This is a genomic window from Pseudomonas sp. R11F (assembly GCF_050312575.1).
In the GTDB taxonomy this organism is placed as follows: Bacteria; Pseudomonadota; Gammaproteobacteria; order Pseudomonadales; family Pseudomonadaceae; genus Aquipseudomonas; species Aquipseudomonas palleroniana.
The window spans coordinates 14277-27293 of the sequence record NZ_JBNPJU010000009.1; the positions used below are offsets into that span (position 1 = coordinate 14277).

At 59.6% G+C, this 13017-nt stretch carries 14 protein-coding genes; 4 read left to right on the forward strand and 10 right to left on the reverse strand.

The features are described 5' to 3' along the window. Positions 1-3 precede the first annotated feature (3 nt). Both bamC and dapA read right to left on the reverse strand, forming a co-directional pair. Positions 4-1119 carry an outer membrane protein assembly factor BamC gene (gene bamC / locus ACQRBV_RS01850; protein WP_060753703.1) on the reverse strand — a complete coding sequence of 372 codons (1116 nt, stop codon included), beginning with the start codon at positions 1117-1119 and terminating at the stop codon, positions 4-6. Between the two features lie 17 nt (positions 1120-1136). Next, a complete protein-coding gene (dapA, locus tag ACQRBV_RS01855) occupies positions 1137-2015 on the reverse strand; it encodes a 4-hydroxy-tetrahydrodipicolinate synthase (RefSeq protein ID WP_090366213.1) in 879 nt (292 codons plus the stop codon). A gap of 273 nt (positions 2016-2288) precedes the next feature. Between dapA and ACQRBV_RS01860 the strand changes: the two genes are divergently transcribed. Both ACQRBV_RS01860 and ACQRBV_RS01865 read left to right on the forward strand, forming a co-directional pair. Further along, entirely contained in the window at positions 2289-2849 is a 561-nt protein-coding gene (locus ACQRBV_RS01860; protein WP_003172487.1) for a glycine cleavage system protein R, read from the forward strand. Between the two features lie 10 nt (positions 2850-2859). Beyond that, entirely contained in the window at positions 2860-3333 is a 474-nt protein-coding gene (locus ACQRBV_RS01865) for a peroxiredoxin (RefSeq protein WP_104995789.1), read from the forward strand. A 130-nt stretch (positions 3334-3463) separates the two neighbouring features. On the opposite strand, the gene ACQRBV_RS01870 is transcribed toward ACQRBV_RS01865, so the two are convergent. Further along, the gene (locus tag ACQRBV_RS01870; protein ID WP_060753706.1) at positions 3464-4534 is read right to left on the reverse strand and encodes an AI-2E family transporter; all 1071 of its coding nucleotides are present in this window, start codon (positions 4532-4534) and stop codon (positions 3464-3466) included. A gap of 30 nt (positions 4535-4564) precedes the next feature. Beyond that, a complete protein-coding gene (locus ACQRBV_RS01875) occupies positions 4565-4804 on the reverse strand; it encodes a sulfurtransferase TusA family protein (protein WP_010212198.1) in 240 nt (79 codons plus the stop codon). A gap of 94 nt (positions 4805-4898) precedes the next feature. On the opposite strand from ACQRBV_RS01875, the gene ACQRBV_RS01880 reads away from it, so the two are divergent. After that, positions 4899-6332, forward strand: a complete 1434-nt coding sequence (locus ACQRBV_RS01880; RefSeq protein WP_060753708.1) for a M48 family metalloprotease — start codon at positions 4899-4901, stop codon at positions 6330-6332. 67 nt (positions 6333-6399) lie between these two features. Here ACQRBV_RS01880 and ACQRBV_RS01885 read toward each other — a convergent pair whose 3' ends face one another. The 4 genes from ACQRBV_RS01885 to rpoE all read right to left on the reverse strand — a co-directional run bounded on the left by ACQRBV_RS01885 (position 6400) and on the right by rpoE (position 10254). Further along, entirely contained in the window at positions 6400-7839 is a 1440-nt protein-coding gene (locus ACQRBV_RS01885) for a DegQ family serine endoprotease (RefSeq protein WP_244384056.1), read from the reverse strand. 234 nt (positions 7840-8073) lie between these two features. Beyond that, complete coding sequence (locus ACQRBV_RS01890) at positions 8074-9036, reverse strand: MucB/RseB C-terminal domain-containing protein (RefSeq protein ID WP_060753710.1); 963 nt, start codon at positions 9034-9036, stop codon at positions 8074-8076. A 16-nt stretch (positions 9037-9052) separates the two neighbouring features. After that, positions 9053-9640: a sigma-E factor negative regulatory protein gene (locus ACQRBV_RS01895; RefSeq protein ID WP_060753711.1), complete on the reverse strand. Its 588-nt coding sequence runs from the start codon at positions 9638-9640 to the stop codon at positions 9053-9055. 32 nt (positions 9641-9672) lie between these two features. Further along, positions 9673-10254, reverse strand: a complete 582-nt coding sequence (gene rpoE, locus ACQRBV_RS01900) for an RNA polymerase sigma factor RpoE (protein ID WP_060753712.1) — start codon at positions 10252-10254, stop codon at positions 9673-9675. Positions 10255-10718: 464 nt separating this feature from the next. Here rpoE and nadB point away from each other — a divergent pair, with 464 nt between their 5' ends. Continuing rightward, positions 10719-12335, forward strand: coding sequence for an L-aspartate oxidase (nadB, locus tag ACQRBV_RS01905; RefSeq protein WP_411984481.1), 1617 nt, complete (start codon positions 10719-10721; stop codon positions 12333-12335). On the opposite strand, the gene ACQRBV_RS01910 is transcribed toward nadB, so the two are convergent. Together ACQRBV_RS01910 and ACQRBV_RS01915 are read right to left on the reverse strand one after the other, a co-directional pair. Beyond that, on the reverse strand, positions 12304-12750 hold the full coding sequence (locus ACQRBV_RS01910; RefSeq protein ID WP_411984480.1) for a protein YgfX: 447 nt from the start codon (positions 12748-12750) through the stop codon (positions 12304-12306). The two genes, nadB and ACQRBV_RS01910, sit on opposite strands and share 32 nt — an antisense overlap. After that, positions 12734-12988: a succinate dehydrogenase assembly factor 2 gene (locus tag ACQRBV_RS01915; protein ID WP_017255216.1), complete on the reverse strand. Its 255-nt coding sequence runs from the start codon at positions 12986-12988 to the stop codon at positions 12734-12736. The genes ACQRBV_RS01910 and ACQRBV_RS01915 overlap by 17 nt, the downstream gene beginning before the upstream one ends. Between the last annotated feature and the right edge of the window lie 29 nt (positions 12989-13017).

Sequence of the window (13017 nt, forward strand, 5' to 3'; positions counted from 1 at the left end):
GGATCAGCCCAGGTTGTCCTGAATCACGCCCAACACCTTGCGTGCGGTTTCAGCCGGCGCAACCGTGTTGATGTTCTTCTCGACGGTGACCTGCACGCTGTCGCCCACCTTGCTCAAACGAACCTGGTAACGCTCGGCGCGGGTTTCGATCTCTTCCTTGGTCGGCTGGCTGCCAAACAACTTGCCGAAGAAACCTGGCTCGTCGTCTTTCTTCTCGGCCTTTTCCGCCACGTTGATGTAGTACAGGCCCAGGCTGCGGTTGATATCCTCAACACGCCAAGGGCCCTTCTCCAACGCACGGCCTACACTGGCCCAGGCACGATCCAGGTCTTCACCCAAGTTCAGCACCACGTTGCCGCTGCCGTCTTCGGAGAGGCTGACACGGTTAGGCGTATCGTAGTCGCGTGCGGCGAGCAGGGAAACCGAACCGCCCTTCTCGGAGATACGGCTCATGTTGGCCAGCATCTCATCGACCAACGCGGCGTCAACGCCGGTGTTGACCGAGCGATTGGTGAATTCGACGTTGGCCGTGCTGCCGGCAGGACGCTCGGCGCTGACCACATAGACTTCACTGGTATTACGCTGCACGCCAGGCTCGATGCGCACACGCACACGGGCTTCGCTGTCGGCAGCTACACCACCGGCTTGCAGACGCTGGGCCATGTTGGCGGACAGTTCACTGCCGTGCTGCCAGGCCGTGGTGAATTCACCGGTCTGCGGGCGCTGCTGGTCAATGCGGAAACCGTTGTCCTGGAAGAACTGCACCGCCACCGGCCAGACTTCGGCAGGTGGGCGCTGCGCCACGATCCAACGGTTGTCGCCGCTTTTCTGCAGGCTGTAGTCGCTGGCATCCGCTACGGCCGTGATCGGCTGTGGACGCGGTACCACGAACTCGCCCTTGATGGTTTCATCGGCAACGTTGCGTGGAATCGGCAGCAGTGGGTCAAGGCGCTTGGCGACATTGACATCAGGCGGCAGTTGCATCGGCTTGGTCGCTTGCGCGTCCAGGTAGTCGCTGCCGCGGTCACGGAAGTAGCCTTCCGGGCCCCAAATCCAACCGCAGCCACTGGTGCTGGAGATAATCAAGGCAAGTGCGGAAAGTCCGGCCAATCGCTTCATGCGTAATGCTTCCTCAATTAAACCAGGACGCCGGACTGGCGCAGGGCCTGTCGCAGCGGTTCGTGACAGGCTTCGCTGAGACGGGTGAGCGGCAGACGGATACCGTCCGGCATCATGCCCATTTCAGTCAGTGCCCACTTCACGGGAATAGGGTTGGATTCAATAAACAGGGTCTTGTTGAGCGGCATCAGCTTCTCGTGGATCGCTCGGGCGGTCACGGCATCACCGGCAATGGCGGCGGCGCACATTTCGCTCATGGCACGCGGGGCCACGTTGGCGGTCACGGAGATGTTGCCCTTGCCACCCAGCAGGATCAGTTCGACAGCCGTGGCGTCGTCACCGGAATACACCAGGAAATCGCTGCTCACGCCGGCCAGGATGTCCTTGGCGCGCTGCAGGTCGCCGGTGGCTTCCTTGATACCGATGATGTTCGGCACGGTGGACAGGCGGATCACGGTCTCAGCCTTCATGTCGCAGGCGGTACGGCCCGGGACGTTGTAGAGGATCTGCGGGATCTCGACCGCTTCGGCGATGGCGCGAAAGTGCTGGTACAGGCCTTCCTGGGTCGGCTTGTTGTAGTACGGGGTCACCAGCAGGCAAGCGTCGGCGCCGGCCTTCTTGGCGTTTTTGGTCAGCTCGATCGCTTCACGCGTCGAGTTGGCGCCCGTACCGGCGATGACGGCAATGCGGCCCGCGACACGCTTGACCACGAATTCGATCACCTGGATGTGTTCTTCCACATCGAGGGTCGCCGATTCACCCGTGGTGCCGACCGCAACAATGGCATTGGTGCCTTCTTGCAGGTGGAAGTCCACCAGCTTGCCCAGGCTGTCCCAGTCGAGATGACCTTGTGCATCCATGGGTGTGACCAGTGCCACCATACTGCCCGCAATCATGCAACCGCTCCTGCCGGAAAAAGAGAGCCGTAATGGTACTGGCGCCAAGATGCTTGCACAAGCGAAGTACCGTCTGAGGATGCGTTCTGGATCAACTAAACGACGGGCAATGCCATCATTGGGCCAAAGCATGGCCTGAAGCACGATGAAACCAGACCGGTCGCGCAATGAAAACGCCGCCTCCTAGCCCTTGGCGACGCTTTTCGCTACCCTTGATCCTTTGATCGATACAGCCCACACGGTATCGACCGCTCATCGCTTTAGGAAGGCTGCATGTCCACCCCCACAGTTCGCGAACAATTCCTTGTTATCAGTGCCCTCGGCGCCAACCCCATGGAGCTGACCAACGTCCTGTGCCGCGCCAGCCATGAGAACCGCTGCGCCGTCGTGACCTCCCGCCTGACCCGCCACGGCGAGTGCAGTGCGCTGGTCCTGCAGATTTCCGGCACCTGGGATGCCTTGGCGCGCCTGGAGACCGGCTTGCCGGGCCTGGCCAAGAAGCACGACTTCACCGTCAACGTGGTACGCAGTGCCGCGCTGGAGAATCGCCCTCAGGCGCTGCCTTATGTGGCGTATGTCAGCTCGGCTTATCGCTCGGACATCGTCAATGAGCTGTGCCAGTTCTTCATCGATCATAACGTCGAGCTGGAGAACCTGACCTGTGATACCTATCAGGCGCCCCAAACCGGCGGCACCATGCTCAACGCGACGTTCACCGTGACCCTGCCGGCCGGCGTGCAGATCAGTTGGCTGCGCGACCAGTTCCTGGATTTCGCCGACGCCCTGAACCTTGACGCCCTGATCGAACCATGGCGCCCTCAGAATCCAATGTAAGGAAGTCCTCATGCCGGTAGCCATCGACACACCCGTGACCGATTTCGAAGCCCAGGCCACCAGCGGCCAGACCTTCAGCCTCGCGGCCCTCAAGGGCAAGCAAGTGGTGATCTACTTCTACCCCAAGGACAGCACCCCGGGCTGCACCACTGAAGGCCAGGGTTTCCGTGACCAGTACGCAGCCTTCCAGGCCGCCAACACCGAAGTCTTTGGCGTGTCGCGTGACAGCGTGAAGTCCCACGAGAACTTCAAGGGCAAGCAGGCGTTCCCGTTCGAGCTGATCAGTGACAAGGACGAAGCAGTTTGCCAGCTGTTTGACGTGATCAAGTTGAAGAAGCTGTACGGCAAGGAATACCTGGGCGTGGATCGCAGCACCTTCCTGATCGACAGCGCAGGGGTGCTGCGCCAGGAATGGCGTGGTGTAAAAGTGCCAGGTCACGTGGATACCGTCCTGGCTGCGGCACAAGCCTTGAACAAGCACTGATTGTAGTGAGCGGGCTTGCCCCGCGCTGGGCGGCAAAGCCGCACCAACACGGACGCCGCGGTGTTTCAGACAGACCGAGGCGCCTGGGTTTGGGGCGGCTTCGCCACCCAGCGCGGGGCAAGCCCGCTCACTACAATAGCGGTGCAACTATAGGTTCCTGTCGCGGCCACGCGTCGAGCACCGCCTTGAACAGCGTCGCCAGGGGAATCGCGAAGAACACGCCCCAGAATCCCCACAACCCACCGAACAACAACACCGCGCAGATGATCGCCACCGGGTGCAGGTTGACGGCTTCCGAGAACAGCAGCGGCACCAGCACATTGCCATCCAGGGTCTGGATGATGCCGTACACCGCCATCAGGTAGATGAACTGGTCGCTCCACCCCCACTGGAACAAGGCGATCAACGTCACCGGCACCGTCACCACCACTGCGCCGACATATGGCACTACTACAGACACGCCCACCAGCAGTGCCAGTAACGCCGCATAGTTGAGCCCGAGGACCACAAAGGCGATGTAGGTGACGCCCCCACAGATAACGATCTCAATCACCTTGCCGCGAATGTAGTTGGCAATCTGACGGTTCATCTCTTCGGCCACTCGGGTAATCAGCGCCCTTTCACGCGGCAGGTAACCGCGGACCCAGCGGCCGATCATCTCGCGGTCCTTGAGGAAGAAAAACACCAGGATCGGCACCAGCACCAGATAGATCATGATGTTGACCAACAACGGCAGGCTGGACAGAGAAAAGGTCAGCGCCCACTGCCCGAATTTTCCGATCTCGCCGCGCGCCAGTTCAATGGCCTGCACCACCTGCTCATCCGACACCAGATGCGGATAGCGTTCAGGCAACATCAGCAACAACGACTGCCACTTGGCCAACATCCCCGGCAACTCGTTGAACAGGGTGATCAACTGATGCCACAGCAGCGGCAGCACCACCACGATGAATACCACCAGCAAGCCCATGAACAGGGCAAACACCAACCCCACCGCCACACCACCCGGTAAGCGCAAACGTTCCAGGGTGTTGACCAACCCTTGCATCAGGTACGCCAGCACCATCCCTGCCAGTACCGGCGCCAGCATGCCGCCCAAAGTGAGCACCGCCGTAAAAGCCAGGAACAGCAGGACCGCCAGCACCACGGCCTCTTCATCGGAAAAGTAGCGCTGGATCCAGTCTCGTAACACTTTGAACATCAATCAACCTCGGATGATGGGGCGAACGATTCAGGCCTTTCGTAGCCAGTAACGGTACACCCCGGCGGCGTCTTCTTCGTGCAGCAGGGTGTGACCGGCCAACTTGGCAAAGGTCCGGAAATCGCGCTGGGAGCCGGCATCCGTGGCGATCACCTTGAGTACTGCGCCACTGGCCAATCGATTGAGTTCCAACTTGGCCTTGAGCAGGGGCAACGGGCAATTCAGGCCGCTGGCATCAAGCTCCGCATCAAAGGCTACAGCGTCGGTCATGGTTTTACTCCGGACAAGCGTTGGGCTGCTTAGAATATCTGGTCCGAAGCTCAGTGTCCGGCTACAGTAGACTCTTTGTCGAAAGGCTTTGTGCATGACTTTTTTGCGCCCTACCCTGCTGACGCTGGCTTGCCTGCTGGCCTCTCCAGGCTTCGCTGACGACCTGCCGTCACTTGGCGACGCCAGTTCTGCCATTGTCTCGCCACAACAGGAATACCAACTGGGCCGCGCCTGGCTTGCCTACTTACGCGGCCAGGTGTCGCAGCTCAATGACCCGCAGCTCAAAGACTACGTCGAAACCAGCGTGTACAAACTGGTGGAGACCAGCCAGGTCAATGATCGGCGCCTGGAATTCATCCTGATCAACAGTCCGCAACTCAACGCCTTTGCCGCGCCCGGCGGGATTGTCGGGGTCAACGGCGGCCTGTTCCTCAATGCCCAGACCGAAGGTGAATACGCCTCGGTATTGGCACACGAACTGGCTCACTTGTCCCAACGTCACTTTGCACGGGGCGTGGAAGCACAGTCGCGCATGCAGCTCCCGATGATGGCCGCCCTGCTCGGCGGCATCATCGCCGCGGCGGCAGGCGCAGGTGACGCCGGCATTGCCGCCATTGCCGGCAGCCAGGCGGCGGCTATCCAGGAGCAGCGCCGGTTCTCGCGCCAGAATGAACAGGAGGCTGACCGGATCGGCATCCTCAACCTGGAAAAAGCCGGGTACGACCCGCGCTCCATGCCCACCATGTTCGAACGGCTGATGCGCCAATACCGCTTCGACGCCAAGCCACCGGAGTTCCTGCTGACTCACCCGGTTACCGAATCACGGATTGCCGACACCCGCAACCGCGCCGAACAAGCCAAACCCGGCGGCAAGGAAGACAGCCTGCGCTATCAACTGATCCGCGCGCGCGTACAACTGCAATATGAAGACACCCCAGGCCTGGCCGCCAAGCGGTTCCAGGCACAACTGGACGAAAACCCGAAAAACGACGTGGCACGCTATGGCCTGGCCATTGCCCAGATCAAGGGTACCCAGCTCAAGGCGGCCCGAGAAAACCTGGCACCGCTGCTGGCCAAAGCCCCCAATGACATCACCTACAACCTGGCGCAGATCGAGTTGGACATCACCAACAATCGCCTGCCGGATGCCCAGCAACGCACGGACCGGATGCTCACCCAATACCCCGGCAACTATCCGCTGAATCAGGTGCGCGTGGACTTGCTGCTCAAGCAGAACCGTACCGCAGATGCGGAGAAAGCCCTGGACGGTTTGCTCAAATCCCGACCCGATGACCCGGATGTCTGGTACCAGGTCGCCGAGACCCGCGGTTTGTCCGGCAACATCATCGGTTTGCATCAGGCCCGCGCCGAGTACTTTGCCTTGGTGGGTGACTTCCAGCAGGCCATTCAACAGCTGGACTTTGCCAAGCGCCGGGCAGGCAACAACTTCCCGCTGTCCTCGCGTATCGATGCACGCCAACGTGAATTGATTGAACAGGAACGTCTGGTGAAAGGGATGATGGGCTAAATCCATCGCCCACAAAAAAGCCCCGCCTTCGTTAAACGAAGGCGGGGCTTTTTAATAGGCTAGAGCCTTACTCAGCCAGCTTGAACGTGATGAAACTCGCACGCCCCTGACGCAGCACACGCATCGACACCGAGCGATTCTTCGGCAACGCCTTGGCGATGTCGGCGAACTCCTTGGTGGAGTTGATCGCCTGATTGTTCAGGTGGGTGATCACATCCCCCGGCTGCAGGCCGATCAAGGCGGCTGGGCCGTCCTGGACTTCCTTGATCACCACGCCACCCTTCAGGTCGAAGCTCTTCTTCTGCTCAGCGGTCAGCTCAACCACCGCAATACCCAGGCGGTTGCTGCTGCGCTCAACGCCTGGCTTGGCGTTGCCCAGCGCATCGAGGGCGGCGCCTTCTTCAGGGATAGCCCCTACGGTCAGCTCGACGTTTTGACGCTTGCCATCACGGATCACTTCCAACTTGGCCTTGCTGCCGGCTTTCAGAGCACCGACCAGGTGCGGCAAATCGGCGGACATGATGATCGGCTGGCCGTTCATGCTCAGGATCACGTCGCCAACTTGCAGGCCGCCTTTGGCAGCCGGGCCGTCGTCCTGAATCTGTGCGACCAGGGCACCGGCCGGCTTCTCGAGGCCGAAGGATTCAGCCAGGTCTTTGTTCACCTCCTGGATCACGACACCCAACCAGCCGCGGCTGACTTTGCCACCGCTCTTGAGCTGGTTGGAAACGTCCATGGCAACATCGATCGGGATCGCGAAGGATACGCCCATGAAGCCACCGGAGCGGGTATAGATCTGCGAGTTGATACCCACCACCTCGCCCGCCAGATTGAACAACGGACCACCGGAGTTACCTGGGTTGATCGGCACATCGGTCTGGATGAACGGCACGTAGTTTTCGTTCGGCAGGCTGCGGCCAATGGCACTGACGATGCCTTGGGTGACGGTATGGTCAAAGCCGAATGGCGAACCGATTGCCACGACCCACTGCCCGGCTTTCAAGTCCTGGGATTTACCCAGTTTCAGTACCGGTAAATCCTTGCCATCGATTTTCAGCAAGGCCACATCGGAGCGCGGGTCCGTACCGACCAGCTTGGCTTTCAACTCACTGCGGTCGGCCAGGCGCACGAGGATCTCGTCAGCATCGGCAATCACATGATTGTTGGTGAGGATGTAGCCATCGGAAGAAATGATGAAACCCGACCCCAGGGACTGCGCTTCGCGCTGGCCACCGCCGCCGCCACGTGGGGAGCGCTGTTGCGGCATACCCCGCTCGAAGAACTCGCGCAGCATCGGCGGCAGCCCTTCGAGGTCCGGCATCTGCTGGTTCGAGACTTTGCGCTCGGGCAGTTTCTGCGTAGTACTGATGTTCACCACGGCAGGCGAGGCCTGCTCCACCAACTGGGTGAAGTCAGGCAGTTCGGCCGCTTGCGCGGACACAGCCTGACCCAGCACCAGCACCGTGGCGACTATGGATAAGTAAGACTTCAAACGTGGTATCGACATACAGCTCCCGTTACGACGAGCAGGGTTGAGCGACAGGGTTCAAGAAACACCGAAAACTACGATCGGCATCTTTGTTCCGCGAACAAAACAAGGCCGGAGCCGACAAGCCCTGACCTATAAAAAACATGGGGATTTTTTGCAAGTGAAAATAACGAACCAGACATTTCATGCTCTCAATACCCAACCAAGCAGAGGCTCACATTGGAAGGTCAGGATGAACATAGGATTAACAACTCATGGCTGGGTGGCAACCTTTTCACCGCGCACCGACAGCGCGATGCGTTCGGCGGTGCCGATGGGGATTTCGCCGACAACCGTCACCATCATCTCGCCGTCCACCGTGTTCAGGCGCCGCGACACCGCAACCGTAGGCCCCAGTTGAGTGCGGGTTTCCGTCACGCTCGCTCCGTCTGTCGACTCGAGAAACACCGAGAAGCGTGCAAGGCCGTCGCTATACATCCAACTGTCGACAGTAGATTGGGTTTGGCTATCTCGGCGTGCGTTACTGCTGATGGGCTCAAAACCAGGCGGCAGCCAGTTCAGGTGCCATGCCTGATCGGCAGGTACTTCTGGCGCGTTGTTGTTGGAAACGGCGACGGCTTTACATTCGCCGCTGGGCTGCAGATCGCGATCAGAAAGCGCGACCGACGTATTCAGGCGGGTGAATTGAAAACGTTCCAACAACTGCCCCTGATCGTTGAGTAACAACGATTTGAGTGGCAATGCCGTTTCGCGATCCAGATGCAACTCGAAGCCATATCGGTATTGGTCTCGAGGGGTGATCGAGACAATCACCGCGTTACGACCGGCCACACGGGATTTCCCGATAACGGACAGTTCATAAAAGGGAGTGAGCTTTTGGGGATCAAGAACACGCGCGGCCGAGGCATCACGCGAATTTCCAAGGCCTGCGACGAGTGTGCCGCTGACGCATTGAGTACGACCATCTATCCGTACGACTTCCTGGGCAGAACCGTCGAGCTGGAGTAATCGCTCACGAACCTGACCATTCTGGACACGATGCCAGATGTCATGGGTAGAAAAACTGCCATTACGTTCGTAGACGAACGTACCTTCGAAGCTTTGTTGCTGCTCTGCACGCCCAAGTCGAGTCAGCCAGTCTTGGGCTTCGTCGGCATGGGCGGATAGTGCAAACCAGCTACTGAGCAAAAGCGTGAGGAGCGGTATGGCGCGCATAGTGCTCCTCAGCGATTCAACGGTTTTCCAGGCTTGCAGCACGTGCGTAAGGCAGAGCGCTTTCAGTACCTTTCAAGGCCGACTCCTGTGCGTGTTGACGCAGGTAGCCTGGAAGGCGCTGATCCTGCCAGCCGGATTGCCCTTGCAGTACGCCATTGGCCATTGGGCCGGTGGTGTCAGAGCTTTCCTTGTAGCCGGCCAGTACAGCCGGGCCCTTGACTTGCGGACCAGCCATGACCGGCTGCTGAACCTGTTGGGCCAGCTCGTTACCGGCAATTTCGTCCTGGTTGTACAGGCGAACACCCGCCAATACGGCAACAGTCACCGAAGCAGCAACCGCCAGGCGACCCAGGCTACGCCATGGACCACGAGCAGCTTTTGCCGGAACGGCTTCATCGGCCAGCGCAGCAGAAACGGCCGCAGCAATATCCAAACGAGGGATTAGTAGATCCTTGTGCATCACCGCCCGAGCGACTTGGTAACGAGACCAGGTATCACGGGTTTCGGCATCATCAAATGCGTTGAGCACTCGACGAAGTTCCAGTTCATCCGCTTCGTTATCCATCACTGCGGACAGCGATTCCTGCAGGGCATCACGACTCATGGCGGTTCCTCTCTTGGCTGTCGCCGCTGTCTTTAGTTTTCCTGCAACAACGGTTGCAAGGCTTTGTCGATGGCTTCCCGGGCCCGGAAAATCCGTGACCTTACAGTCCCCACCGGACATTGCATGACGCTCGCAATGTCTTCGTAACTCAGACCATCGAATTCACGTAAAGTTAACGCGGTACGCAAATCTTCCGGCAGTTGCTGAATTGTGCGATGAACGGTGCCTTCGATTTCGTCGCGCAGCAATGAACGCTCCGGCGACTCGAGATCCTTGAGGCCATGATCACCATCGTAAAATTCAGCATCTTCTGAACTTACATCACTATCGGGTGGGCGGCGGCCGCGAGACACCAAATAGTTCTTCGCCGTGTTAATGGCGATGCGATATAGCCACGTGTAAAACGCACTATCACCGCGGAAATTGCCTAGTGCACGGTATGCCTTGATAAAGGCTTCCTGTGCTACATCCTGCGCTTCATGGGTGTCGTGCACGAATCGCACGATCAACCCGAGAATTTTGTGCTGGTATTTCAGCACTAGCAGATCAAATGCACGCTTGTCACCGCGCTGAACGCGCTCGACCAGCTGCTGATCCTCTTCCTGGGTTAGCATGAACACTCCTCGTTGTACTTGAAGGAGGCTTGCATAACTAAATGACCAGGCTTGCAAACATAGACTCGGGCTTTTCGCAAAAGTTCTCCCCTTTCAAGCAAGTTTCCGGCGCGCACTGTTTTGGCACACACGAAAAACGCAGCTCGGGCAACGCCGGCTGCGCGAATAATCTTGTCGTCGGCTTCCTGACGCGTCCAATGCTCCCGACGGGCCAATAAACTCAACGTTTTCCCAGCTTTCGGGCAACCTGCTATTGAGTCGGGACTGCTGCAAAAAGTTCCCCCCTCCAATAACCGGCTCATTTCACCCGACTGATGCACGGCAATCTCATATTGCCACGAATGCCCGACTATTGTGCCGCTCCCCCCCTCTATATACTAGTGGCCCGTGTGACCCTTTGATTCGCCGATCCAGGCGTCCTGTTTGCGCCAGCCTTTCGGATCGCTTTTTGCGGAATCCTTCCAATGAGCCAACAGTTTCAACACGATGTCCTGGTGATCGGTAGCGGCGCGGCCGGCTTGAGCCTTGCGCTGACCCTTCCCAGCCATTTGCGCATTGCCGTACTGAGCAAGGGCGACCTGGCCAACGGCTCGACCTTCTGGGCCCAGGGCGGGGTCGCCGCCGTGCTGGACGACACCGACACGGTGCAATCCCACGTTGAGGACACCCTGAATGCCGGCGGTGGCCTGTGCAATGAAGACGCGGTGCGCTTTACCGTCGAACATAGCCGCGAAGCCATTCAATGGTTGATCGACCAAGGGGTGCCGTTCACGCGTGACGAGCAGGCGGGCAACGATGATGGCGGATTCGAGTTCCACCTGACCCGTGAAGGCGGCCACAGCCATCGCCGCATCATCCACGCCGCCGATGCCACCGGTGCCGCGATCTTCAAGACCTTGCTCGAACAAGCCCGACAACGCCCCAACATCGAACTGCTGGAACAACGCGTCGCCGTCGACCTGATCACCGAAAAACGCCTGGGCCTGGACGGCGAACGTTGCCTCGGCGCCTACGTGCTCAACCGCACCAGCGGCGAAGTCGATACCTACGGCGCACGCTTCACCATCCTCGCATCCGGCGGTGCAGCCAAGGTCTACCTTTACACCAGCAACCCCGACGGAGCCTGCGGCGATGGCATCGCCATGGCCTGGCGTTCCGGCTGCCGCGTGGCCAACCTGGAATTCAACCAATTCCACCCCACGTGCCTGTACCACCCGCAGGCCAAGAGTTTCCTGGTCACCGAAGCCCTGCGCGGTGAAGGTGCACACCTGAAGCTGCCCAATGGTGAGCGCTTCATGCAGCGCTTCGACCCACGCGCCGAACTGGCGCCACGGGATATCGTCGCCCGCGCCATCGACCATGAAATGAAGCGCCTGGGCATCGACTGCGTTTACCTGGACATCAGCCACAAACCCGAAGCCTTCATCAAGAGCCACTTCCCGACGGTCTACGAACGCTGCCTGACCTTCAATATCGACATCACCAAAGGCCCGATCCCGGTGGTGCCGGCGGCGCACTACACCTGTGGTGGCGTAATGGTCGACCAGCACGGGCGCACCGATGTACCGGGCCTGTATGCAATTGGCGAAACCAGCTTCACCGGCCTGCATGGCGCCAACCGCATGGCCAGTAACTCGCTGCTTGAGTGCTTTGTCTACGCGCGCTCGGCGGCGGCCGACATTCTTGAACAACTGCCATACATTCCAGTGCCCGCCGCCCTGCCCCGCTGGGACGCCAGCCAGGTCACCGATTCGGATGAAGACGTGATCATCGCCCACAACTGGGACGAATTGCGGCGCTTCATGTGGGACTACGTAGGGATCGTGCGCACCAATAAGCGCCTGCAACGGGCGCAACACCGGGTGCGATTGTTGCTCGATGAGATCGACGAGTTCTACAGCAACTATAAGGTGAGCCGCGACCTGATCGAATTACGCAACCTGGCCCAGGTGGCGGAATTGATGATCCGCTCGGCCATGGCGCGCAAGGAAAGCCGGGGGTTGCACTACACCCTCGACTACCCCCAAATGCTGCCCGAGGCCCGCGACACTATCCTGGTGCCAACCACCTACGGCGGCTGAACTTGAGGCGCACCCGCAGGCGCCGATGCACATCGGCAGCCTGCGAGTCCTTCGGCACACAGAGCGAACGCACGCGCCACTCACCCTGCACCCGATAACGCAGCACCACGATCCATGGCAATGCCAGGCTGTCGGGGCGCAGTTGCACGCTGTGCCAGCCGCGCTCATCACTGAACAGCTGCCAGCCATCTTCATCCCGGCGCAGACCGCGAACCGACGAACGGTGAGTCAGCCGGATGTGGCGCGGTAGTGCCCAGGCGGCATGCGCCAGGCACAACAGCGCGCCAAGGCTTGAATAAGGAAGGTCGAGAACCAGCAGGCTCCCCAGCGCGAGCAACTGGGCAAGCAGATACGCCGCCAGCAGCAGCCCAGAGGCCTGCCAGCGGCATTCGAAGCGATTACTTGGGCTGCACACGGTCCAGGATCATCCGGACCATGCGTTGCAGCTCCGGGTCTTCGGATTCGCTGCGCTCCATGAACCAGCCGAACATGTCCTGGTCTTCGCACGTCAACAGCCTGACGTAGAGGTCACGATCCACCTGATCGAGCGTCGCATAAACCTCTTTGGTGAACGGCACCAGCAACACATCCAACTCCAGCATGCCGCGGCGGCTGTGCCAGTAGAGGCGATTGATTTCTACATCTTCGACCATGGAGCGCTCCTCAAATAGAGCGCAAGTAT

Excerpts from the sequence above, each read along its gene's own strand:
- bamC (WP_060753703.1), bottom strand. The coding sequence starts at position 1,119 with ATGAAGCGATTGGCCGGACTTTCCGCACTTGCCTTGATTATCTCCAGC.
- ACQRBV_RS01885 (WP_244384056.1), bottom strand. The coding sequence starts at position 7,839 with ATGTCGATACCACGTTTGAAGTCTTACTTATCCATAGTCGCCACGGTG.
- ACQRBV_RS01895 (WP_060753711.1), bottom strand. The coding sequence starts at position 9,640 with ATGAGTCGTGATGCCCTGCAGGAATCGCTGTCCGCAGTGATGGATAAC.
- nadB (WP_411984481.1), top strand. The coding sequence starts at position 10,719 with ATGAGCCAACAGTTTCAACACGATGTCCTGGTGATCGGTAGCGGCGCG.
- ACQRBV_RS01880 (WP_060753708.1), top strand. The coding sequence starts at position 4,899 with ATGACTTTTTTGCGCCCTACCCTGCTGACGCTGGCTTGCCTGCTGGCC.
- ACQRBV_RS01915 (WP_017255216.1), bottom strand. The coding sequence starts at position 12,988 with ATGGTCGAAGATGTAGAAATCAATCGCCTCTACTGGCACAGCCGCCGC.
- ACQRBV_RS01870 (WP_060753706.1), bottom strand. The coding sequence starts at position 4,534 with ATGTTCAAAGTGTTACGAGACTGGATCCAGCGCTACTTTTCCGATGAA.
- ACQRBV_RS01890 (WP_060753710.1), bottom strand. The coding sequence starts at position 9,036 with ATGCGCGCCATACCGCTCCTCACGCTTTTGCTCAGTAGCTGGTTTGCA.
- ACQRBV_RS01875 (WP_010212198.1), bottom strand. The coding sequence starts at position 4,804 with ATGACCGACGCTGTAGCCTTTGATGCGGAGCTTGATGCCAGCGGCCTG.
- rpoE (WP_060753712.1), bottom strand. The coding sequence starts at position 10,254 with ATGCTAACCCAGGAAGAGGATCAGCAGCTGGTCGAGCGCGTTCAGCGC.
- dapA (WP_090366213.1), bottom strand. The coding sequence starts at position 2,015 with ATGATTGCGGGCAGTATGGTGGCACTGGTCACACCCATGGATGCACAA.
- ACQRBV_RS01860 (WP_003172487.1), top strand. The coding sequence starts at position 2,289 with ATGTCCACCCCCACAGTTCGCGAACAATTCCTTGTTATCAGTGCCCTC.
- ACQRBV_RS01865 (WP_104995789.1), top strand. The coding sequence starts at position 2,860 with ATGCCGGTAGCCATCGACACACCCGTGACCGATTTCGAAGCCCAGGCC.